We start from the raw sequence: 21,579 nt of genomic DNA on the forward strand, positions 1-21,579 counted from the left end.
CAGGAACGCCAGGGATTGCCGAGATGTCATGACAGCCCCCGCCGCTATTCTGTCTTTTTCTTTCAATAAAGCGACACCCTCAGGTTTTGCCCCCAAGCGCCAGCTTCCCTTGCCAACAATCGGCGCTCTACACTGTACCGGTACAGTTGCCGGGGGCATTTTCCGCGAGGATATCCAAGATATCTGACCCGGTTCTGCTGCTACGGCGCCAGGACTATAAAAACTACAACAGCATGAGTGGAGCACTATGACTAAGGCTACTAAGCAGATTTCCAAACTGTTTGCCGCTATGGTTCTGGCAGGGGTTGCCAGCCATTCGTTCGCCGCCGACACCATCAAGATCGGCATCGCCGGCCCAAAGACCGGCCCTGTAGCCCAATACGGCGACATGCAGTTCAGTGGCGCCAAGATGGCCATCGAACAGATCAACGCCAAGGGCGGCGTCGACGGCAAGCAGCTCGTCGCCGTTGAATACGATGACGCCTGCGATCCAAAACAAGCGGTCGCGGTCGCGAACAAAGTCGTCAACGACGGCGTCAAGTTCGTGGTCGGCCACCTGTGCTCCAGCTCCACCCAGCCAGCTTCGGACATCTACGAAGACGAAGGCGTCGTGATGATCACCCCGGCCGCTACCAGCCCGGACATCACCGCTCGTGGCTACAAGATGATCTTCCGCACCATCGGCCTGGACAGCGCCCAAGGCCCTGCGGCCGGCAACTACATCGCCGACCACGTCAAGCCGAAGATCGTTGCGGTCCTGCACGACAAGCAGCAGTACGGTGAAGGCATCGCCAGCGCCGTGAAGAAAACCCTCGAAGGCAAAGGCGTGAAAGTGGCGGTCTTCGAAGGCGTCAACGCCGGCGACAAAGACTTCTCCTCGATGATCGCCAAGCTCAAGCAAGCCAACGTCGACTTCGTCTACTACGGCGGCTACCACCCGGAGCTGGGCCTGATCCTGCGTCAATCCCAGGAAAAAGGCTTGAAAGCCAAGTTCATGGGTCCGGAAGGCGTGGGTAACGACTCGATTTCGCAGATTGCCAAGGATGCTTCCGAAGGCCTGTTGGTGACCCTGCCGAAATCCTTCGACCAGGATCCTGCCAACGTTGCCCTGGCTGATGCATTCAAGGCCAAGAAAGAAGACCCGAGCGGTCCGTTCGTGTTCCCGTCCTACTCCGCTGTCCAGGTGATTGCCGGTGGTATCGAAGCGGCCAAGAGCGAAGACGCGGCCAAAGTGGCTGAAGCCATCCACAAAGGCACTTTCAAGACCCCAACCGGTGACCTGAGCTTTGACGCGAAGGGCGACCTGAAGGACTTCAAGTTCGTGGTCTACGAGTGGCATTTCGGCAAACCTAAAACCGAAGCTTCGCCTCAGTAAGGCCTTGCCTGACTGACTGCCAATAAAGCCCACGGCGTGCCGTGGGCTTTGTTTTAAATGTATTGGGCCGCGCTGGCGTGATCCGCCAGTCTCCCCACCTGAAAATCTCAAAACCGTCATCAGCGGTTCGCTGGCAAACCTCGTGTTCGAAGTGGATGCAGATCCACGGGACCCGGGCGGGAAAATGACTCCACCAGTGAAATGCGTATCAGGTTTTTAGGAGCGCTGTAATGCCTGACATCTATCACTTCTTCCAGCAGCTGGTTAACGGCCTGACCGTTGGCAGCACGTATGCCCTGATCGCCATCGGCTATACGATGGTCTACGGCATCATTGGAATGATCAACTTCGCCCACGGCGAGGTGTACATGATCGGCTCCTACGTGGCGTTCATCGCCATTGCCGGGCTGAGCATGATGGGACTCGACAGTGTCCCGCTGTTGATGACCGCGGCGTTTCTCGCGAGCATCGTCGTCACCAGTTCCTATGGCTACAGCATCGAACGAATCGCCTACCGCCCCCTGCGCGGCAGCAACCGTCTGATTCCGCTGATTTCCGCCATCGGCATGTCGATATTCCTGCAGAACACGGTACTGCTTTCGCAAGACTCCAAGGACAAATCCATTCCCAACCTGATCCCGGGCAATTTTTCCATCGGGCCAGGTGGCGCACATGAAGTGCTGATTTCCTACATGCAAATCGTGGTGTTCGTGGTGACCCTGGTCGCCATGCTCGGCCTCACGCTGTTCATCTCCCGCTCCCGCCTGGGCCGCGCCTGCCGCGCCTGTGCCGAAGACATCAAGATGGCCAACCTGCTGGGCATCAACACCAACAACATCATCGCCCTGACCTTCGTCATCGGTGCGGCCCTGGCGGCCATCGCCGCGGTGCTGTTGAGCATGCAATACGGCGTGATCAACCCCAACGCCGGGTTCCTCGTAGGCCTCAAAGCCTTCACCGCCGCGGTACTGGGCGGTATCGGCAGTATCCCCGGCGCCATGCTCGGTGGGCTGGTACTGGGCGTCGCGGAAGCCTTTGGCGCCGACATCTTCGGTGACCAGTACAAGGACGTCGTGGCGTTCGGCTTGTTGGTTCTGGTTCTGTTATTCCGGCCGACCGGCATCCTGGGCCGCCCGGAGGTTGAAAAAGTATGACTAGGCATCTCAAATCGGCGCTCTTCAGCGCCCTGCTGGTCTGGGCCGTGGCCTATCCGGTACTCGGTCTCAAACTGACCATCGTCGGCATCAACCTGGAAGTGCATGGCACCAGTCCGGCTATCCTGATGACCATCGCCGTGTGTTCGCTGTTGATGTTCCTGCGCGTGCTGTTCAGCACGCAGATCAGCGCGGCGTGGAAGTCTTCGCCCGGCTTGCCGGTGATCCCGGCCAAGGCCAGCAACTTCCTGACCCTGCCGACCACCCAGCGCTGGATCGTATTGGCGCTGATTGTCGTGGCCCTGGTGTGGCCGTTCTTCGGTTCCCGCGGTGCGGTGGACATTGCCACGCTGATCCTGATCTACGTGATGCTGGGCCTGGGCCTGAACATCGTCGTAGGCCTGGCCGGCCTGCTGGACCTGGGTTACGTCGGCTTCTACGCCGTCGGTGCCTACAGTTATGCGCTGCTGTCCCACTACTTCGGCCTGAGTTTCTGGATCTGCCTGCCGATTGCCGGGATGATGGCCGCCACCTTCGGTTTCCTGCTGGGCTTCCCGGTGCTGCGCTTGCGCGGTGACTACCTGGCGATCGTGACCCTGGGTTTTGGCGAGATCATCCGTCTGTTCCTGCGCAACCTGACCGACATCACCGGTGGCCCGAACGGTATCAGCAACATCCCCAAGCCAACGTTCTTCGGACTGACTTTCGAGAGAACCGCCGCCGAAGGCCTGCAGACCTTCCACGAGTACTTCGGCCTGGAATACAGCTCGATCAACAAGGTGATCTTCCTTTACCTGGTTGCCCTGTTGCTGGCCCTGGCCGCGCTGTTCGTCATCAACCGCCTGCTGCGCATGCCGATCGGCCGTGCGTGGGAAGCATTGCGTGAAGATGAGATCGCCTGCCGTGCCCTGGGTCTCAACCCGACCGTGATCAAGCTGTCGGCCTTCACCCTCGGTGCCGCGTTCGCCGGTTTTGCCGGTAGCTTCTTCGCCGCCCGCCAGGGCCTGGTGACGCCCGAATCCTTCACCTTCATCGAGTCGGCGATCATCCTCGCCATCGTGGTGCTGGGCGGGATGGGCTCGCAGCTGGGCGTGATCCTGGCGGCCATCGTGATGATCCTGTTGCCGGAAATGATGCGTGAATTCAGCGAATACCGCATGTTGATGTTCGGCGCCTTGATGGTGCTGATGATGATCTGGCGTCCTCAAGGTCTGCTGCCTATGCAACGCCCCCACATGGAGCTGCGCAAATGAGCCGCGAGATTCTGAAAGTCGAAAACTTGAGCATGCGCTTCGGCGGTTTGCTGGCGGTCAACGGCGTGGCCCTGACCGTGAAAGAGAAGCAGGTCGTGGCCCTGATCGGTCCGAACGGCGCGGGCAAGACCACGGTGTTCAACTGCCTGACCGGCTTCTACCAGCCCACCGGCGGCACCATCCTGCTGGACGGCGAGCCGATCCAGGGCCTGCCCGGCCACCACATCGCTCGCAAGGGCGTGGTACGTACCTTCCAGAACGTGCGGCTGTTCAAGGACATGACGGCGGTCGAAAACCTGTTGATCGCCCAGCATCGTCACCTGAACACCAACTTTTTTGCCGGTTTGTTCAAGACTCCGGCGTTCCGCAAGAGCGAACGCGAGGCCATGGAGTACGCCGAATACTGGCTGGACAAGGTCAACCTCACCGAGTTCGCCAACCGTACCGCCGGTACCCTGGCCTACGGTCAGCAACGGCGCCTGGAAATCGCCCGCTGCATGATGACCCGTCCGCGGATCCTCATGCTCGACGAACCGGCCGCCGGCCTGAACCCGAAGGAAACCGAAGACCTGAAGGCGCTGATCGGCGTGCTGCGTGAGGAGCACAACGTCACCGTGCTGCTGATCGAGCATGACATGAAGCTGGTCATGAGCATTTCCGACCACATCGTCGTGATCAACCAGGGCACCCCCCTGGCCGACGGTTCACCGGAACAGATCCGCGACAATCCTGAAGTGATCAAAGCCTACCTGGGGGAAGCGTAAATGCTGCAGTTCGAAAACGTTTCCACCTTCTATGGCAAGATCCAGGCCCTGCACAGCGTCAACGTCGAAGTCCGCCAAGGCGAAATCGTGACGCTGATCGGAGCCAACGGCGCCGGCAAGTCCACCCTGTTGATGACGCTCTGCGGTTCGCCCCAAGCCCACAGCGGCAGCATCCGCTACATGGGTGAGGAACTGGTGGGCCAGGACTCTGCGCGAATCATGCGCAAGAGCATCGCTGTGGTGCCGGAAGGTCGTCGGGTATTTGCCCGGCTGACCGTGGAAGAAAACCTCGCCATGGGCGGATTTTTCACCGATAAGGGCGATTATCAGGAACAAATGGACAAGGTGCTGCACCTTTTCCCACGCCTGAAAGAACGCTTTACCCAGCGCGGCGGCACCATGTCCGGCGGCGAACAGCAGATGCTCGCCATCGGCCGTGCGCTGATGAGCAAGCCCAAGCTGCTGCTGCTCGACGAGCCTTCCCTGGGCCTGGCACCGATCATCATCCAGCAGATCTTCGACATCATCGAACAACTGCGCAAGGATGGCGTGACGGTGTTCCTGGTGGAGCAGAACGCCAACCAGGCGCTGAAAATCGCCGACCGGGCGTATGTGTTGGAGAACGGTCGCGTGGTAATGCAAGGCACCGGTGAAGCCTTGCTGACCGATCCGAAAGTGCGCGAGGCGTATCTGGGCGGTTGAGTGACATGTCAAAAAAACGGCCTTCGGGCCGTTTTTTTATCTGGATCTCAAGTGAATGACTTTGTGGCGAGGGAGCTTGCTCCCGCTGGGCTGCGAAGCGGCCCCAAGATTTTGCGGTTGCTGCGCAACCGAGCGGGAGCAAGCTCCCTCGCCACGGGTTTTGCAGTAAATAAAAAAAATCCGAAATCCGCTGTAACACTCCTCCACCTCCCCTCTCTAGTTCAGCAGACCGGCGCTAACGCCGGTTCATTTCCCTGAATGACTGGAGAATCATCATGACTGCTTCGACCCGCACCCTGTCCGCCACCGCCCTGGTCCTCGCCCTGGGTTCTGCCCTGAGCATGACAGCTGTCTCGACCGTCCACGCAGCTGACGACACCATGGAAAAATGCTTCGGTGTTGCCCTCAAAGGCATGAACAACTGCGCCGCCGGCGCCGGTACCACCTGCGCCGGTACCGCGAAAATGGACTATCAGGGCAACGCCTGGAAATCGGTACCCAAAGGCACTTGCACCACCCTGGAAAGCAAAACCTCCCCGACTGGTTTCGGCCAGCTCGAAGCGTTCAAAGCCAAGTCCTGATCGCGTCTGCCTGAGGCCCGTCACCATGTTGAATACCCCATCCCTCGCCACTGATAACCGGCTGCCGCCAAGGGCAGGGTTGGGGCTCAAGAGTGAGCATTTTCGTGAGGTGCTCCAGACCCTACCGGATCTGGGTTTTTTCGAAGTGCACGCAGAAAATTACATGGTGGCTGGCGGGCCACTTCATCACTACCTGGGGCGGATACGCGAACAGTACCCGTTGTCGTTGCACGGCGTCGGTCTGTCAATCGGCGGGGAGGAGCCGCTGGATGTCGCACATTTGCAGCGCCTGGCCGCACTGATCGAACGCTATCAGCCCCAGTCCTTTTCCGAACACCTGGCCTGGTCCAGCCACGGCCCGGTGTTTCTCAATGACCTGCTGCCCCTGGCCTACGATGAGCCGACCCTTGAGCGCGTCTGCGAACACATCGACCAGGTGCAGTCCTGCCTCAAACGCAAGCTGCTGTTGGAAAACCCGGCCACCTACCTGGCGTTCGAAGCCTCGACCCTCGACGAGCCACACTTCATTAGCGAAGTCATTCGTCGCACCGGCTGCGGTCTGCTGCTGGATGTGAACAACCTCTACGTTTCGTGCGTCAACCACTGCCGCGATCCACTGGCCTACCTCGACGCCCTGCCCCTGCAAGCGACCGGGGAAATTCACCTGGCCGGCTTTGCCGAAGACACCGACAGCCTCGGCGAGCGTCTGCTGATAGATAACCACGGCGCCCTCATCGATAACGAAGTCTGGCGGCTGTATCGCAAGGTCCTGGAACAGACCGGGCCGGTAGCCACCCTGATCGAGCGGGACAACCACATCCCCGCATTGGAGGTGCTACTGACCGAAGCACGCCAGGCCGAGCGACTGTTAAGCACCGCTGGAGCCCGGCCATGAAACGCCAGAGCGAATTTGCCGCGGCCCTGCTCGACCCGCGCCTGGCCTGTCCGCCGGGACTGATCAGCGCCAATGGCGCCGATCCTGAGAGCCGCTTCGCGGTGTACCGCAACAACGTGCTCAGCTCATTGATCAACGCCTTGGCCGACAATTACCCCGTGGTGGCGCAACTGGTGGGCAAGGCATTTTTCCAAGGCATGGCCGATGTATACATTCAACTAGCAGCACCGCGCAGCCCGATCATGAGCGACTACGGCGCCGAGTTTGCCAACTTTATCGAACATTTCGAACCCGCCGCCTGCGTGCCCTATTTGGCGGACGTAGCCCGCCTGGAGCGGCTGCAAGTCGAGGCTGGGCATGCAGCCGACGCCCAGCCCATGAGCCAGGCGCGAATCGTGGAAGTGCTGTCGTCCCCTGCGCTTGCAGCGGATTTGAAGTTTGTTTTTCACCCATCACTGCGCCTGCTGCAATCACCTTTCGCGGTGGTCGCGATCTGGGCCGCCCATCAGCAAGAGCCTCCGGTACCGTTCGAACCGCGTTCTGCGCAAAACGCACTGTTACTGCGCAACGGCCTCGACGTGGAGGTGCTCGCAATCAGTCACGGCGCCCTTGCCTTGATCACTTCCTTGCAGCAGGGCCTGCCCCTTACGACGGCCATGGAGGCCGCAATCGAGCACCACACCGATCTCAACCTGAAGCACATCCTGGCGGGGCTCATCCGCCATCAAGCCATTATTGATCTCCTACCTGCACAGGTAACCCAATGAACGCTCTGATTGCTGGTTTCATTCAATGGCTGGAGAAAATCCCTCATAGCCTGATCGCCTTTATTGCCCGTTTTTCCATCGCCGCGGTGTTCTGGAAATCCGGCCAAACCAAAATCGAAGGCCTGGCCATCGACCTGTTCGACGGCACCTTCCAGATCAGCCTGCCGCATCTGGCGGACTCCACCATTCCCTTGTTCAAAAGCGAATACGCCTTGCCGTTGCTGTCGCCGGAACTGGCCGCGCACCTGGCGGCCTCCGCCGAGCATGTGTTCCCGGTGCTGATTCTGCTGGGTCTGGCGACACGCTTATCCGCGCTGGCCTTGCTGGGGATGACCTTGACCATTCAACTGTTCGTCTACCCGGATGCCTACCCGACCCATGGCACCTGGGCGGCGGTCTTGCTCTACCTGATAGCCCATGGGCCGGGGGTGCTGTCGATCGATCATCTGATTGCCAAGCGTTACGCCCACAACTGAACACAGCCCCCCTGTGGGAGCGAGCTTGCTCGCGAAGGCGGTGGATCAGCTTGCATAAATGCCTAATGTGCCGCCGCCTTCGCGAGCAAGCCCACTCCCACAAAGGGTATCCAACGAATGGACTATCGCTGCAGCCGATCCAGTGCCTCGCCGCTGCGCTTGAACCAGTCGATCAAATAGTCGGCCAGCACCTGGGTGCGCTTGGGCAAGCCCCCCTGATACGGATGCACCAGGTACATCGGCATGCGCCGGGTCTGGTAATCGCGCAACAACCAGCGCAGGCGTCCATCGGCCAGTTCCTCATGCAGCAAGTAAGACGGCAACCGAGCGATACCTGCACCAGCCAGGGCAGCTTTCTTCAACAGGCTGTAGTGATTGCTGGCGAACGGCCCCGACACCCGGACCCGCAGTAATTCGTGTTGCTGGTGATAAAGCCATTCTTCCCGACCACTGTAATGGCTGTTCAGCAAGCAGCGATGGTCAGCCAGGGCTTGGGGTGTCTCGGGTTCGCCATAGTGCTCGAGGTAAGCCGGGCTGGCGCAGGTCATTTCGTGCCACGCCAACAGCGGCCGGGCCACCAGGCGATCGTCGATGGCGGCGTCGGAGCGGATCGCCAGGTCGAAACCATCGCGGGTCAAGTCACGGTAACCGTTGTTCAGTTCCAACTCGATCTGTACGTTGGGATAGGTGCGCGCGAACTCCAGCAGCAAACCTTCAAAAAAGGTTTCGCCCAGCGAAACAGGAACGGTCATGCGCACCGGCCCGGAAACATCGTCCTTCAACCGCGCCAACGCCTGACGCGCCCTTTCCACCTGCACCAGCAATGCCTGGGCCTGGGGCAACAACGCCGCCCCAGCCGCCGTAAGGCTCAGGCGTCGCGTGGTGCGTTGCAGCAACACCACGGAAAACCGGCTTTCCAATCCGCTGATCCGCTTGGACAACTGGCCTTTGCTACATCCCAATTGTTGGGCAGCCAGGGTGAAGCTGCCGGCCTCCATCAATACGGCAAATGCCGCCAAATCATCCATCTCGCTCATCGGGATTGTTTCCAAATGAAAACCAAAGGTTGCCTATTAGCAGGATTATCGCTGGAAAAATCCGCTCTAGACTACAAGCTCATTCACACCCTTTGAGGACCCACTCATGAAAATCCTGTTGATCGGCGCCAATGGCACCATCGGTTCGGCCATTGATAATGAACTGTCGCCGCGCCACGAAATCGTTCGGATCGGTCGCCAAAGCGGTGAACTGCACGTGGACATCAGCGACAGCGCCTCGATCCGCGCCCTGTTCGAAAAGACCGGTCGCTTCGATGCCCTGGTCTGCGCGGCTGGCAATGTCACGTTTGCACCCTTGGGCGATATGACGGAAGAAAGTTTCGCCCTGGGCCTGAAGGATAAACTGATGGGCCAGGTCAACCTGGTGCTGATCGGTCGCGAATACGCCAACGACGGTGCGTCGTTCACCTTGACCACCGGCGTGCTCAGCCACGACCCGATCAAGAGCGGCGCGTCGGCGGCCCTGGTCAACGGTGCTCTGGACAGTTTCGTGCGGGCGGCGGCAATCGAATTGCCACGGGGCTTGCGGGTCAACTCGGTGAGCCCGAACGTCTTGCTCGAAGCCATGGACAAATATGCCCCCTACTTCCGCGGCTTCAAGCCGGTGCCGGCGGCTGATGTCGCCTTGGCTTACGCCAAGAGCGTCGAAGGCCTACAGACCGGTCAGACGTTTCACGTGGGCTAACTCCCCTTGTGATGCAGGATCAGTCTGAGTAACGTGGCGGCACTTGTCTGGAGACCCAATGATGCGTGCCGCCCGCTCCCTGCTGTTTGTCGCCCTCCTGCCGCTCTTCGCCGGCTGTCAATTGCTCGACGCACCGCGTCAGAGCGCCTCCCATGCCGGCCAGACGCGCACGCAGGGCGAACTCACCGCAGCCGATGGCAAGCTGGTGTTCCAGCCCTGCCAGGAACAGCGCCGATACATCGTCAACGACAGCGGTGGCACCAGTGTGCTGCAGCAGGCCGCCAGCCTGGCGGATGACCGGGGCAAGCTGTTTGCCGATGTCCGGGGCTATGTCGTCTCCAGCGCGACGGCCGGAACCGATAGCCAATTGAACCTGGAACAGCTGTATCGCCTGGAGCGCTCGGGGACTGCTTGCGACGACGTGAACTTCAAATTGTTGATCCTGCGCGCCGCTGGCCACGGGCCTGAGTGGAACCTCAAGGCCAACGGCAAGGGCCTGGTGCTCGAGCGCGAGGGCCAAGCGCCACTGGCGGTGCCTTTCATGGAGGAGCAACTGGGCGACGGCCGGTTCAACCTCAGCACCGAAGCCAATGGCCAGAAGGTCGAACTCTGGGTTGCGCCCCAGCGCTGCGTCGACAGCGTGACCGGCAGCGTGCAACACATGAGCGCCGAACTGCGGGTCAATGGCCAGGTCCAGCGCGGCTGCGCCTATTTCGGTGGCGCACGTAACGACTGATTCCGTTGTGTCACGGCTGCTTTAAGTGAACAGCATTGTAGGGGAACCGGGGATTGCAGCTTATAATCGCCGGCTTCAAACGCCTTGGCGCAGTTGTGCGCCCCGCGAACCGGATCCCCGTCATGTTACGAATCACCGAACTCAAGCTGCCGATCGATCATCCCGAAGAAGACCTGCGCCCTGCCATCCTGCAGCGCCTGGGCATCGCCAGCGATGATCTGCTCGACTTCACCTTGTTCAAGCGCAGCTACGATGCGCGCAAGAAATCTTCCGAACTGTGCTTCATCTACACCATCGACCTGGCGGTACGCGATGAAGCCGCCCTGCTGCGCAAGTTCGCCGATGACCGTAACGTCAACGAAGCGCCGGATATCAGCTACAAAGTGGTTGGCCAGGCGCCGGCTGACCTGAGCGAGCGCCCGATCGTGGTCGGCTTCGGACCCTGCGGGATCTTCGCCGCGATGTTGCTGGCACAGATGGGCTTCAAGCCGATCGTCCTGGAGCGCGGCCCGGAAGTCCGCCAGCGCACCAAGGACACCTGGGGCCTGTGGCGTAAAAGCGTGCTCAACCCCGAGTCCAATGTGCAATTCGGTGAAGGGGGCGCCGGGACATTCTCCGACGGCAAGCTCTACAGCCAGATCAAGGACCCGAAATTCCTCGGCCGCAAAGTCCTGCACGAATTCGTCAAGGCCGGGGCACCGGAAGAAATCCTCTACGTCAGCAAGCCGCACATCGGCACGTTCCGCCTGACCGGCGTGGTGGAAAACATGCGTGAGCAGATTCGCGCCCTGGGGGGCGAGGTGCGCTTCCAGCAGCGGGTCACCGATGTGCTGATCGAGGACGGCCAACTGGTCGGCGTCGAACTGGCCGGTGGTGAACGCATTCATTCGAAACATGTGATCCTGGCCTTGGGCCACAGCGCCCGGGACACTTTCCGCATGCTTCACAGCCGCGGCGTCTACATGGAGGCCAAGCCGTTCTCGGTGGGTTTCCGTATCGAACATCCGCAATCGCTGATCGACAGCGCGCGCCTGGGCAAATACGCCGGGCACCCGAAACTCGGCGCCGCCGATTACAAACTGGTGCACCACGCCAAGAATGGCCGTTCGGTGTACAGCTTCTGCATGTGCCCGGGCGGCACCGTGGTGGCGGCGACCTCCGAGCCGAACCGCGTCGTGACCAACGGCATGAGCCAATATTCGCGCAATGAGCGCAACGCCAACTCCGGCATCGTCGTGGGTATCACCCCGGAAGTGGATTATCCGGGCGGTCCGCTGGCAGGGATCGAGTTGCAGGAACGCCTCGAATCCCACGCCTTCGTGCTTGGCGGCAGCAACTACGAAGCGCCGGCGCAACTGGTGGGTGATTTCATCGCCGGTAAGCCATCGACGGCCCTGGGCAGCGTCGAACCTTCCTACAAGCCGGGCGTCTCGCTGGGCGACTTGGCCCTGGCCCTGCCGGACTTTGCTATCGAGGCCATCCGCGAAGCCTTGCCGGCGTTCGAGAAACAGATCCGCGGCTACTCGCTGCATGATGCCGTGCTGACTGGTATCGAAACCCGCACTTCATCGCCCCTGCGCATTACCCGCGATGAGTCGCTGCAGAGCCTGAACGTGAAGGGCCTGTTCCCCGCCGGCGAAGGTGCTGGTTACGCGGGGGGGATCCTGTCGGCAGGCGTGGACGGAATCCGCATTGCCGAGGCCGTGGCGCGGGACATCCTCGGCCTCGAGGCCTGAGGGGCCAATGACTCAGGCTAAGTAGATAGCATGACCCTGTGGGAGCGGGCTTGCTCGCGAATGCTGTACATCATTCACCGATAAGTTGACTGACCCACCGCCTTCGCGAGCAAGCCCGCTCCCACAAAAGACCTAAGTGTCTTCAAGGTCAGATATTGGCCCGCAGGACACTCTCCGGCAGCGCCTCGCCCCGCTCCACACTTGCCGCCACGACATCCATCAGTTCACTCAATTCATACCCCTGGGCCTTGAGCCACACCGGGTCGTAATAGGTGGTCGCATAGCGCTCGCCACCATCGCACAAGATCGCCACGATCGACCCCGACTCGCCGGCTTCCACCATCTCCCGCGCGGCAATCAATGCGCCTATCAGGTTGGTGCCGCTGGAACCACCGACCCGCCGTCCCAGGCGCTGGGCCAGATAGTGCATGGCTGCCAGCGACAAGGCGTCAGGCACCTTGACCATCGCATCGATGACTTTCGGCAAAAACGACGCTTCGACTCGCGGCCGGCCAATGCCTTCGATGCGCGAGCCACAATCCAGGCGCAGGCTGGCATCGCCGCTGCGGTAGTAGTCGAAGAACACCGAACGCTCGGCGTCGGCACACAACACGCGAGTGCCATGTTGACGATAGCGAACGTAGCGCCCCAGGGTGGCCGTAGTGCCGCCGGTACCAGGACTGGAAATCAGCCAGCTCGGCTCCGGGTGCCGCTCGAAGCGCATCTGCTGGAAAATCGACTCGGCAATATTATTGTTGGCCCGCCAGTCCGTGGCCCGTTCGGCATAGGTGAACTGGTCAATGAAGTGGCCGTCGTGCTCGCGGGCCAGGCGTTCGGATTCGGTGTAGATCTGCGTAGGATCATCCACCAGATGACTCTGGCCGCCGTAGAAGGCGATTTGTGCGATTTTTTCCCGAGAGGTGGTGGCGGGCATCACCGCAATGAATGGCAACCCCAACAACCTGGCGAAGTACGCTTCGGAGATCGCCGTCGAGCCGCTGGAGGCTTCGATCACCGGAGCACCCGGCTTGAGCCAGCCGTTACACAATGCGTAGAGAAACAACGACCGTGCCAATCGATGCTTGAGGCTACCGGTGGGATGGCTGGATTCATCCTTGAAGTACAGCTCGATGCCTGGCAAGCCGGGCAGCGGCAGCGGGATCAGGTGAGTATCGGCGCTGCGCTGGAAGTCAGCTTCAATGATACGGATCGCTTCACGCGCCCATTGGCGGTGCTCATTCATGGTGTTGTCTCACAGGATCGGTTCGACGCAGGGAAACCGCGCGGTCAGCCAGGTACGGCCTGGTTTCGGAAAAACCAGTCACAAGCTTAGGAAAAAACCGACATCGCGCACAGGTACAGCTAAGGTCCAATATGACCGGTAACTGCCCGACCGCCTGGCAAAGGCGTTGTAACGACATATAACAAAAAAGAATATAACTTTTGTTTTAACAACTAACAGTACGGGTTAGGGTGTGCCATCTTTTTGATTCGATGAATGGAGAGCAATCTTGGCTCTACGCAATTCTCTGACACGTTTCTTCCAACTCGAAGCGGCCAGCGGCCTGTTGCTGATCGCCGCCGCCGTGCTGGCGCTGGTCATCAATAATTCGCCCCTCTCTTGGCTCTATAACGGCCTGTTGGATACGCCGGTGGTCGCCCAGGTGGGCGCCCTGAAGATCGCCAAGCCTCTGCTGCTGTGGATCAACGACGGCCTGATGGCGATGTTTTTCCTGCTCATCGGCCTCGAAGTCAAACGTGAGGTGCTCGATGGGCAACTGTCGAAACCTTCGCAAATCGTCTTGCCTGGCGCGGCGGCGATCGGCGGCATGCTGGTGCCTGCGCTGATCTATTGGTTCCTCAACCGCGACAATCCCGCCGCCCTCGCAGGCTGGGCGATCCCGACCGCCACCGACATCGCTTTCGCCCTCGGTGTACTGGCCTTGCTGGGTAAGCGGGTGCCGGTGTCACTCAAGTTGTTCCTGATGACCCTGGCGATCATCGACGACCTGGGCGCGATTATCATCATCGCCATTTTCTACTCCGGTGCCCTGTCCACGTTGTCACTGATGCTGGCCGCGGCCTGCATCGCCGCGCTGGTGGCAATGAACCGAATGGGCGTGGTCAAGCTCGGGCCCTACATGGTCGTTGGCCTGATTCTCTGGGTCTGTGTGCTCAAGAGCGGTGTCCATGCCACCCTGGCCGGAGTGACCCTGGCGTTCTGCATTCCGCTGCGCACGAAAAACGCCGAAACCTCACCGCTGCTGACCTTGGAACATGCCCTGCATCCCTGGGTGGCCTACGGCATCCTGCCGCTGTTCGCCTTCGCCAATGCCGGCCTGTCGCTGAGCGGCGTCACCGTCGAAAGCTTCACCCACCACGTGCCGATGGGCATTGCCGTCGGGCTGCTGCTGGGCAAGACCGTTGGCGTCTTCGGCCTGACCTGGCTGGCCGTGAAAATCGGCATCGCCAGCCTGCCGGCCGGGGCCAACTGGGGCCAGATATTGGGCGTGGCGATCTTGTGCGGTATTGGTTTCACCATGAGCCTGTTCGTCGGCTCCCTGGCGTTCGAGCCTGGTGTGAGCGACTACGCGGGCATGGACCGTATGGGAATCCTCACCGGTTCGATCCTGGCGGCGTTGTTAGGTTACGCGGTGGTGGCAGCAGCCAGCAGAAAGCAGGCGGTGCTGGGGTCCTGATTAGGACATCTCATATACGCCCGCCGTCCCTGTGGGAGCGGGCTTGCTCGCGAAGAGGCCGGCACATCCAACAATTTCATTGGCTATGACGCTGCCTTCGCGAGCAGGCTCGCTCCCACAATTGGATCGGGTTACAGCCGAAGAGACAGGCCAGTTATAAGGCCGCCTCGCGCTAGCTTTTGATCTGGGCCCCCCGTTAACCATGAGGGCATGCCGAGCCCAGGCGAGGAACCACGTGGTAGGACAAGGGCGTTTTGGTCATGAGTCCCGCCCGTAAATCAGTGCGATACGCGACTCGTACCATCCACAGTAGAAATACGAACCCGCTCACCCACCCGGAACACCTCGTTCTCCTGCACCTGCTGCACATAGGCACGCATGCTGCCATCGTCTTCGCGAACGGTGATTTCCACACCCTGCGTCCGAGTCAGGCCTTCTTCAGTAGCGGAGCCGATCAGCCCACCCGCCACGGCGCCGATCACTGCGGCGACGATGCTGCCACGGCCACCACCGATGGCGCTGCCGCCGACACCACCAACCACCGCACCTGCCGCACCGCCGATCGGGGTCTTGGTGCCTTCGATCTTCACTGGACGCAGGGACTCGATAGTCCCCATACGAATCGTCTGCACGCGACGCGCTTCGTCACGGGAGTAAGAGTCACCGGTCAGGCTCGACTGACAGCCAGTGAGCAACATCGCCATCGTGGAAAAAGAAGCAACCAGCAAAACAGACTTACGCATAGGATCCACTCCAAAAGACAGTGATTCATTAAACTCCGCAGCTTGACGCCTGTCACGGCCTGGCCGGGATAAAATTGCTTTCATTCAGGTGGGATACAGGCGCACCCGAAAAATTCACCAAACAGTAGCGCCAATTTCCGAAACCTGCGTCATCCACCCAGGATTTTTTCATGGATTACTTCATCATCATCGCCACCACCGTTGCCGGTCTGTATTTCCATTGGTGGCTCTACGTGCGGATCAAACGCTGGATGGACCGCGACCTGGCGCTGTCATTGGCGGGCAAGGATGAGCTGAAGAAGGCCTACATGCTGGAACAACTGGCCCACGCCCGGGAGCAGGGAATCAAGCGCCGGGATCTGCCGCAGTGGCTGCACACCGCTGCGGCAGGTTATGGGGCTAAGGCGCCAGGCGCTCGCGAATCCAACTTGCCCCTTGCAGGCGGTAGTTGAGGCGATCGTGCAGGCGGCTCGGGCGGCCCTGCCAGAACTCGATGCGCTCGGGCAGCAAGCGGTAACCGCCCCAATGCTCCGGACAATGAGGCTGACTGTCGCTGAAACGTTGTTCGGTGGCCTTGAGCAGGTCTTCCAGCTCACCGCGTCCGGCAATTACCCGGCTCTGGGGTGAAGCCCACGCCCCAAGACGACTGCCCAATGGGCGTACTTGGTAATAGGCGTCGGACTCCTGCGCCGTCACCTTCACCACCTCGCCTTCGATTCGCACCTGGCGCTCCAGGGAAGGCCAGAAAAACGTCATCGCCGCGAATGGGTTCGCAGCCAGTTGCTGCCCCTTCGCGCTGTCGTAGTTGGTGAAAAATGTGAAGCCCTGGGCATCCAGCCCCTTGAGCAGCAGGATCCGGCAATGCGGACGCCCATCTGCATCCACCGTCGCCAGGGTCATGGCGTTGGCCTCCACCGGGGCCTGCTCGGTTTTTACTGCGTCGGCGAACCACTGATGGAACAATGCAAACGGCTCGGCCGGGGCTTGCGCCTCGGTCAGGCCATCGCGGGTGTAGTCGCGGCGCATATCAGCCAGCGCTTGGGTCATGACGCATTCCTTGTGGTTAGCCCATCACTGCTTGGAGGTATCGGCAGCCGCGACTTTCTTGGTATCGGTGGCGGCTTTGGCCGGTTGGGGTTTCTTCGCCGGGGTCGTGGTCTTGGCCGGCGCTTTTTTCGCTGGAGCCTTGGCGGCGGCCTTTTTGGCCGGGGCTTTCTTGGTGGCCGGGGTCGTTGCTTTTTTCGCCGCTGGCGTCGGGGCCGGGGCGGCAGGCTTGACGTCCTGGGCCGCCACCATCGTTACAGGGGCCGGCGCCGGCATGTTGTATTTGCTCAACAGCGCAACCATGGTGTTCTGCGGGGTCACCAGCAACTCCACACGGCGGTTCAAGGCGCGGCCTTCCACGCTGTCATTGGCCGCACGGGGTGCCACTGCGCCCATGCCGCGCAGCATCAAGCGGTCACGCTGCAAGCCGCTGAGACGGAAAATCGCCGCCACGGACTGGGCACGTTCCTGGCTGAGCTTCAGGTTGGCCGGTGCAGCGCCCGACGTGTCGGCGTGACCCAGAATCAGCACGGCGGTCTTCGGATCTGCCTCGAGGATTTTCGCCACGCGGGTGAAGGGGCCGAGGGTCACTGGCAGCAACATGGCCGGACGGTCCGGGTTGAACGAGCTGTCCACCGGAGCGGTGACCACCAACACGTTGTCGCGACGTTCAAGTTCCAGCTTGCTGTCCTGGATGGCCGTGCGCAGCTTCGGCTCGTAGTCGTCGAGCCAGGCCTGGGTGACTTTTGGGTCCGGCATCGGCACCGCCTTGGCGGTTTCCTGGTCCTTGCCACCGAACGGCCACCACCATTTGCCGTTGCTTTCGGCTTCGGCCTTGGCAATGGCCGGCGCCTTGGCTTCAGGCTTGGCTTCGGGTTTCACTGCATCTTTTTTGGCGACGTCGGCACCGTCGTCGGAAGAAAACGGCCACCACCCATGAGTGGCACCCTCGGCCTTGGCTTGGGGTGCAACGGCGGCCGGCTTCAGAGGAGCCGTTGGTGCCGTTGGCGGCGTTTCCTTGGCCGCCACTTTGTCGGAGGAACCGAACGGCCACCAGCCACTGCCGCCCTCGGCATCATTTTGTGGGGTTTGTGCGCAACCGGTAATAGCGAAGCACAGCGCCAGAGCGAGCGTTTTATTCGATGACATTGGATATCCACAAAATGATTTGAATGAAAAATAAAAGGCTAGGTTCGGCCGCATAAACAGACGCTTGGAAACTGAAAAGGACACGAGGTTCCTGTGTCCACTGCCTTCAATGGCTTTTTACAGACAAGTGGCAAGTACCCTCGCCAGGTTCTGAGCGCGCGGGTCCATCAACACATAAGGCCCGAGAGTGTTCGTCACGAAGCCGAACGCCACATCATGCTCTGGATCGGCAAAACCGATGGAGCCCCCTGCCCCCGGATGTCCAAATGCTCGCGGGCCGAGGCCGTAGGTCGCGTTCGGTACGTCCGGCTGGTCGAGCATGCATCCCAGGCCAAAACGGGTCTGGGTCAGCAGTGTCTTGTCTTCGCCGAAGCTGTGCTGGCGAGTCAGCTCGTCAAGCATTTCGCCTTCCAGCAAGCTTCCGTCCAACAGCCCGGCGTAGAACCCTGCCAGGCTGCGCGCATTGCCGTGGCCGTTGGCCGCCGGCTGCTGCATGCGCCGCCATTGCGGTTTGTTGGTGCTGGTCATGATCGACGGCGGGTTGGTGAATGCGCGGGTAGTCATGGCCGTGGGTTCGCGCATCGTCACTTGCAACAGACGCTGGGCCGCCGCATCGCCGGCATTGCCTTTGCCGCGGGCGATATGGGCCACGCGGTGAAACTCTTCGTCGGCCAGGCCTACATGAAAATCCAGCCCCAACGGTTTGGCGACCCGGGCCACGATGGATTCGCCCGGACCACGACCGTCAGCCCTGCGCAACAACTCGCCAACCAGCCAACCGTAAGTGATCGCGGCGTAACCGTGGCCTTCGCCCGGCGTCCACCATGGTGTTTCAGCGGCCAGCGCATCGATCATGGTTTGCCAGTCATACAGCGCTTCGGGCGGCAGCAGTTCGCGCAACGCCGGGAGCCCGGCCTGATGGCAGAGCAACTGGCGCAGGGTAATGGAGGCCTTGCCGGCCGCAGCGAACTCTGGCCAATAGCGGGCAACCGGGGCGTCGAGTTGCAACTTGCCCTCGGCCACCAGTTGCAGGGCGGTGACGGCCGTAAACGTCTTGGTGCAGGAAAACAGATTGGCGATGGTGTCGCTGTGCCACGCTTCACTGCCATCCTTGTCAGCGGTGCCAGCCCACAGATCGATCACCGTGCGGCCACCGACCTGGATACACAGCGCCGCACCGCGCTCTTGAGGATCGTCGAACAGTGCCGCGAAGGCTTCACGCACCGCTTCGAACTGAAGCTCATAATGACCTTGAATCTGCACCCGCAACTCCTTTGAAACAAAGACTTTTCAGAGTGGCTGGCATTGTTTCAGGCATTAGGGTTTTTGGGAACCGCCACAGGACGGCTGGCGGGACACTGATCCGTGTGGCGAGGGAGCTTGCTCCCGCTGGGTTGCGAAGCAGCCCCCTCGGAAATCTGGTCGTGATCAGCCTGGCGCACCGCGATGCCGGGATTCGGGTCTGCTGCGCAGCCCAGCGGGAGCAAGCTCCCTCGCCACAACAGCGTCCATCGCCAGAGCGGCTCCGTCAGGAAATTTCCCGCCGAAACGGCGGCAACGCATTGAGGATCGCCTTGCCGTAGCGCTGGGTCACCAACCTGCGGTCGAGCAACGTGATGGTGCCGCGGTCTTCTTCGGTACGCAGCAAGCGACCACAGGCCTGGACCAGCTTCAGCGAGGCGTCCGGCACGGAGATTTCCATGAACGGGTTGCCGCCACGGGCTTCGATCCATTCGGCCAGCGCCGCTTCCACCGGATCGTCCGGGACCGAGAACGGGATCTTGGCGATCACCACGTGCTCGCAGTAGGCACCGGGCAAGTCCACGCCTTCGGCAAAACTCGCCAGGCCGAACAGCACGCTGGAATCCCCGCCATCGACCCGCGCCTTGTGCTTGTTGAGGGTTTCCTGCTTCGACAGGTTGCCCTGGATGAAAACCTGTTTGCGCCAGTCACGGTCAAGGCCATCGAACACGTCCTGCATCTGTTTGCGCGAGGAAAACAGCACCAGGGTGCCCCGTGAGCCTTCCACCAGTTCCGGCAGGTCGCGGATAATCGCGGCGGTATGGGCGGCGGCGTCCCGAGGATCGGCCTTGAGGTCCGGCACCCGCAGCACGCCAGCATCGGCATGGTGGAAGGGGCTCGGGACCACGGCGGTCACGGCTTTTTTCGGCAGGCCGGCACGCATGCGGAAGCGGTCGAAGGTGCCCAGGGCGGTCAGGGTGGCGGATGTCACCAGCGCGCCATAGGCCACGTTCCACAAATTGCGCCGCAGCATGTCCGCTGCCAGGATCGGGCTGGCATTGACCTCGATGTCGAACAGCGAACCGCTTTCGGCCAGGGTCAGCCACCGTGCCATCGGCGGGTTGTCTTCCGGGTCTTCAACCGTGAATGCGGTCCACAGTTCCCAGTTGCCTTGCGAACGAGACAACAGGCTGCCGAACAGCGGATACCATTCCTCGGCCTGGTTGCTGGCGATGCCGATATTGACCTCGCCATCCATGCCTTCCTTGAGCAGGTCGGTCAGGCGGGTGAACAAGTCGGTCAAGCGCGCGAAGCCTTTCTTGAGCTCGATGCCCATCTCGCGCATGTGCTCGGGAATCACCCCGCCGACAAAACGATGGCGTGGTCGCTCACGGCCCTCGACGTCTTCGCCGGGCTTGAAATCGGCCACCTGCTCACAAGCTGTGAACATGAACTGCTGGTTGGTCTTGATCTCCCGGGCAAGCTCCGGCACCTGCTCGATGAACTTGCCCAGGTCTCCTGGCAGCGGGTGTTGGGCCAACAACTTGGTGAGGTTCTTGGCGGTGGTCTCCAGCCAGTCGGCGGTGGAACGCAGCCGCGTGTAGTGGGCAAAATGGCCGATGGCCTTGTCCGGCAGGTGATGGCCTTCGTCGAACACATAGATCGTGTCCCGCGGGTCCGGCAGCACTGCGCCACCGCCCAGGGCCAGGTCGGCCAGCACCATGTCGTGGTTGGTGACGATCACGTCGACCTTGCCCATGCCTTCGCGGGCCTTATAGAAGGCGCACTGGCCGAAATTCGGGCAATGACGGTTGGTGCATTGGCTATGGTCGGTCGTCAGGCGGGACCAGTCGGCATCTTCCAGGGCCGTGGACCAGCTGTCGCGGTCGCCGTCCCACTTATTGCCGGCCAGTTTCTCGATCATGCTGGTGAACAGCTTCTGGCTCGCCTCGTCGACTTCGATCTTGAAGCCTTCTTCTTCGAACAGCTGGGCCGTGGCGGTCTGCGCCTGGCCTTCCTGCAGCAACATGTCGAGCTTGGACAGGCACATGTAGCGTCCGCGCCCCTTGGCCAGGGCGAACGTGAAGTTCAAGCCGCTGTTGCGCATCAGGTCGGGCAAGTCCTTGTAGACGATCTGCTCTTGCAGGGCGACGGTGGCCGTGGCGATCACCAGGCGTTTGCCGGCGGCCTTGGCGGTGGGGATGGCCGCCAGGCTGTAGGCCACGGTCTTGCCGGTACCGGTGCCGGCCTCGACCGCCACGACGGCGGGCTCGCCACTGCGCCGGCCTTCGTCGTCGGTGTCGATGTCACCCAGGACTTTTGCCACTTCGGCAATCATCAGGCGCTGGCCATATCGCGGCTTGAGGCTCTTGGCTTCGAGAAAACGCGAATAGGCGCCCTGGATCGTGGTTTTGAGTTCGGTGCTGATCATGAATGGTCGGGCGCTAAAAACGCTGGATAAATTTTCAGTGGTTCGGATCGGCGGCTATCATACCCCGCTAATGAATCCTGCGCAGAACG

21 protein-coding genes are annotated in these 21,579 nt (G+C 61.0%); 14 read left to right on the plus strand and 7 right to left on the minus strand.

The annotated features are described in order from the left end of the window. The first annotated feature begins 247 nt into the window (after positions 1-247). The 9 genes from AD663_RS20855 to AD663_RS20895 all read left to right on the plus strand — a co-directional run bounded on the left by AD663_RS20855 (position 248) and on the right by AD663_RS20895 (position 7,967). On the plus strand, positions 248-1,375 hold the full coding sequence (locus AD663_RS20855; RefSeq protein WP_003184667.1) for a branched-chain amino acid ABC transporter substrate-binding protein: 1,128 nt from the start codon (positions 248-250) through the stop codon (positions 1,373-1,375). A 230-nt stretch (positions 1,376-1,605) separates the two neighbouring features. Then, complete coding sequence (gene livH / locus AD663_RS20860) at positions 1,606-2,529, plus strand: high-affinity branched-chain amino acid ABC transporter permease LivH (protein WP_003184668.1); 924 nt, start codon at positions 1,606-1,608, stop codon at positions 2,527-2,529. Continuing rightward, positions 2,526-3,782: a high-affinity branched-chain amino acid ABC transporter permease LivM gene (locus AD663_RS20865; RefSeq protein WP_003184670.1), complete on the plus strand. Its 1,257-nt coding sequence runs from the start codon at positions 2,526-2,528 to the stop codon at positions 3,780-3,782. The genes livH and AD663_RS20865 overlap by 4 nt, the downstream gene beginning before the upstream one ends. Then, positions 3,779-4,546: a high-affinity branched-chain amino acid ABC transporter ATP-binding protein LivG gene (gene livG, locus AD663_RS20870; protein ID WP_003184673.1), complete on the plus strand. Its 768-nt coding sequence runs from the start codon at positions 3,779-3,781 to the stop codon at positions 4,544-4,546. The genes AD663_RS20865 and livG overlap by 4 nt, the downstream gene beginning before the upstream one ends. Continuing rightward, positions 4,547-5,248: an ABC transporter ATP-binding protein gene (locus tag AD663_RS20875; protein ID WP_003184675.1), complete on the plus strand. Its 702-nt coding sequence runs from the start codon at positions 4,547-4,549 to the stop codon at positions 5,246-5,248. 275 nt (positions 5,249-5,523) lie between these two features. Continuing rightward, positions 5,524-5,829: a DUF2282 domain-containing protein gene (locus AD663_RS20880; protein WP_003184677.1), complete on the plus strand. Its 306-nt coding sequence runs from the start codon at positions 5,524-5,526 to the stop codon at positions 5,827-5,829. A 25-nt stretch (positions 5,830-5,854) separates the two neighbouring features. Further along, positions 5,855-6,724 (plus strand): DUF692 domain-containing protein, encoded by an 870-nt coding sequence (locus AD663_RS20885; protein WP_003184680.1) that lies wholly within the window; start codon positions 5,855-5,857, stop codon positions 6,722-6,724. Next, the gene (locus tag AD663_RS20890) at positions 6,721-7,491 is read left to right on the plus strand and encodes a DUF2063 domain-containing protein (protein ID WP_003184682.1); all 771 of its coding nucleotides are present in this window, start codon (positions 6,721-6,723) and stop codon (positions 7,489-7,491) included. The genes AD663_RS20885 and AD663_RS20890 overlap by 4 nt, the downstream gene beginning before the upstream one ends. Continuing rightward, on the plus strand, positions 7,488-7,967 hold the full coding sequence (locus AD663_RS20895) for a DoxX family protein (RefSeq protein ID WP_003184684.1): 480 nt from the start codon (positions 7,488-7,490) through the stop codon (positions 7,965-7,967). Before AD663_RS20890 ends, AD663_RS20895 begins: the two co-directional genes overlap by 4 nt. 122 nt (positions 7,968-8,089) lie before the next feature. On the opposite strand, the gene AD663_RS20900 is transcribed toward AD663_RS20895, so the two are convergent. Further along, a complete protein-coding gene (locus AD663_RS20900; protein WP_003184685.1) occupies positions 8,090-9,004 on the minus strand; it encodes a LysR family transcriptional regulator in 915 nt (304 codons plus the stop codon). Between the two features lie 106 nt (positions 9,005-9,110). On the opposite strand from AD663_RS20900, the gene AD663_RS20905 reads away from it, so the two are divergent. The 3 genes from AD663_RS20905 (at position 9,111) to AD663_RS20915 (ending at position 12,182) form a co-directional block, all read left to right on the plus strand. Beyond that, complete coding sequence (locus tag AD663_RS20905; protein ID WP_003184688.1) at positions 9,111-9,710, plus strand: short chain dehydrogenase; 600 nt, start codon at positions 9,111-9,113, stop codon at positions 9,708-9,710. 61 nt (positions 9,711-9,771) lie between these two features. Next, positions 9,772-10,446: a COG3650 family protein gene (locus AD663_RS20910; RefSeq protein WP_003184689.1), complete on the plus strand. Its 675-nt coding sequence runs from the start codon at positions 9,772-9,774 to the stop codon at positions 10,444-10,446. A gap of 122 nt (positions 10,447-10,568) precedes the next feature. Then, a complete protein-coding gene (locus AD663_RS20915; protein WP_003184691.1) occupies positions 10,569-12,182 on the plus strand; it encodes an NAD(P)/FAD-dependent oxidoreductase in 1,614 nt (537 codons plus the stop codon). 148 nt (positions 12,183-12,330) lie between these two features. On the opposite strand, the gene AD663_RS20920 is transcribed toward AD663_RS20915, so the two are convergent. Continuing rightward, a complete protein-coding gene (locus tag AD663_RS20920) occupies positions 12,331-13,425 on the minus strand; it encodes a PLP-dependent cysteine synthase family protein (protein ID WP_053214470.1) in 1,095 nt (364 codons plus the stop codon). A gap of 268 nt (positions 13,426-13,693) precedes the next feature. Here AD663_RS20920 and nhaA point away from each other — a divergent pair, with 268 nt between their 5' ends. Beyond that, positions 13,694-14,881, plus strand: coding sequence for a Na+/H+ antiporter NhaA (gene nhaA / locus AD663_RS20925; protein ID WP_053214471.1), 1,188 nt, complete (start codon positions 13,694-13,696; stop codon positions 14,879-14,881). Positions 14,882-15,159: 278 nt separating this feature from the next. Here nhaA and AD663_RS20930 read toward each other — a convergent pair whose 3' ends face one another. Continuing rightward, positions 15,160-15,624, minus strand: a complete 465-nt coding sequence (locus tag AD663_RS20930) for a glycine zipper 2TM domain-containing protein (RefSeq protein ID WP_003184697.1) — start codon at positions 15,622-15,624, stop codon at positions 15,160-15,162. Between the two features lie 170 nt (positions 15,625-15,794). Between AD663_RS20930 and AD663_RS20935 the strand changes: the two genes are divergently transcribed. Beyond that, positions 15,795-16,076: a hypothetical protein gene (locus tag AD663_RS20935; protein WP_050551583.1), complete on the plus strand. Its 282-nt coding sequence runs from the start codon at positions 15,795-15,797 to the stop codon at positions 16,074-16,076. Here AD663_RS20935 and pdxH read toward each other — a convergent pair. The 4 genes from pdxH to dinG all read right to left on the minus strand — a co-directional run bounded on the left by pdxH (position 16,024) and on the right by dinG (position 21,490). Beyond that, positions 16,024-16,671, minus strand: a complete 648-nt coding sequence (gene pdxH, locus AD663_RS20940) for a pyridoxamine 5'-phosphate oxidase (protein ID WP_003184699.1) — start codon at positions 16,669-16,671, stop codon at positions 16,024-16,026. The two genes, AD663_RS20935 and pdxH, sit on opposite strands and share 53 nt — an antisense overlap. A 24-nt stretch (positions 16,672-16,695) precedes the next feature. Beyond that, complete coding sequence (locus AD663_RS20945; protein ID WP_003184700.1) at positions 16,696-17,817, minus strand: OmpA family protein; 1,122 nt, start codon at positions 17,815-17,817, stop codon at positions 16,696-16,698. Between the two features lie 117 nt (positions 17,818-17,934). After that, positions 17,935-19,080 (minus strand): serine hydrolase domain-containing protein, encoded by a 1,146-nt coding sequence (locus AD663_RS20950; RefSeq protein ID WP_053214472.1) that lies wholly within the window; start codon positions 19,078-19,080, stop codon positions 17,935-17,937. Between the two features lie 265 nt (positions 19,081-19,345). Further along, positions 19,346-21,490 carry an ATP-dependent DNA helicase DinG gene (dinG, locus tag AD663_RS20955; RefSeq protein ID WP_003184704.1) on the minus strand — a complete coding sequence of 715 codons (2,145 nt, stop codon included), beginning with the start codon at positions 21,488-21,490 and terminating at the stop codon, positions 19,346-19,348. Between the last annotated feature and the right edge of the window lie 89 nt (positions 21,491-21,579).

It is taken from the genome of Pseudomonas sp. Q12-87, from assembly GCF_001269755.1.
In the GTDB taxonomy this organism is placed as follows: Bacteria; Pseudomonadota; Gammaproteobacteria; order Pseudomonadales; family Pseudomonadaceae; genus Aquipseudomonas; species Aquipseudomonas fluorescens_S.

Coding starts and splice junctions, on each gene's coding strand:
- AD663_RS20935 (WP_050551583.1), top strand. CDS start 15,795: ATGGATTACTTCATCATCATCGCCACCACCGTTGCCGGTCTGTATTTC.
- livH (WP_003184668.1), top strand. CDS start 1,606: ATGCCTGACATCTATCACTTCTTCCAGCAGCTGGTTAACGGCCTGACC.
- AD663_RS20945 (WP_003184700.1), bottom strand. CDS start 17,817: ATGTCATCGAATAAAACGCTCGCTCTGGCGCTGTGCTTCGCTATTACC.
- AD663_RS20880 (WP_003184677.1), top strand. CDS start 5,524: ATGACTGCTTCGACCCGCACCCTGTCCGCCACCGCCCTGGTCCTCGCC.
- AD663_RS20865 (WP_003184670.1), top strand. CDS start 2,526: ATGACTAGGCATCTCAAATCGGCGCTCTTCAGCGCCCTGCTGGTCTGG.
- AD663_RS20875 (WP_003184675.1), top strand. CDS start 4,547: ATGCTGCAGTTCGAAAACGTTTCCACCTTCTATGGCAAGATCCAGGCC.
- AD663_RS20900 (WP_003184685.1), bottom strand. CDS start 9,004: ATGAGCGAGATGGATGATTTGGCGGCATTTGCCGTATTGATGGAGGCC.
- livG (WP_003184673.1), top strand. CDS start 3,779: ATGAGCCGCGAGATTCTGAAAGTCGAAAACTTGAGCATGCGCTTCGGC.
- AD663_RS20895 (WP_003184684.1), top strand. CDS start 7,488: ATGAACGCTCTGATTGCTGGTTTCATTCAATGGCTGGAGAAAATCCCT.
- dinG (WP_003184704.1), bottom strand. CDS start 21,490: ATGATCAGCACCGAACTCAAAACCACGATCCAGGGCGCCTATTCGCGT.
- AD663_RS20930 (WP_003184697.1), bottom strand. CDS start 15,624: ATGCGTAAGTCTGTTTTGCTGGTTGCTTCTTTTTCCACGATGGCGATG.
- pdxH (WP_003184699.1), bottom strand. CDS start 16,671: ATGACCCAAGCGCTGGCTGATATGCGCCGCGACTACACCCGCGATGGC.
- AD663_RS20855 (WP_003184667.1), top strand. CDS start 248: ATGACTAAGGCTACTAAGCAGATTTCCAAACTGTTTGCCGCTATGGTT.
- AD663_RS20920 (WP_053214470.1), bottom strand. CDS start 13,425: ATGAATGAGCACCGCCAATGGGCGCGTGAAGCGATCCGTATCATTGAA.
- AD663_RS20885 (WP_003184680.1), top strand. CDS start 5,855: ATGTTGAATACCCCATCCCTCGCCACTGATAACCGGCTGCCGCCAAGG.
- AD663_RS20905 (WP_003184688.1), top strand. CDS start 9,111: ATGAAAATCCTGTTGATCGGCGCCAATGGCACCATCGGTTCGGCCATT.
- AD663_RS20910 (WP_003184689.1), top strand. CDS start 9,772: ATGCGTGCCGCCCGCTCCCTGCTGTTTGTCGCCCTCCTGCCGCTCTTC.
- AD663_RS20915 (WP_003184691.1), top strand. CDS start 10,569: ATGTTACGAATCACCGAACTCAAGCTGCCGATCGATCATCCCGAAGAA.
- AD663_RS20890 (WP_003184682.1), top strand. CDS start 6,721: ATGAAACGCCAGAGCGAATTTGCCGCGGCCCTGCTCGACCCGCGCCTG.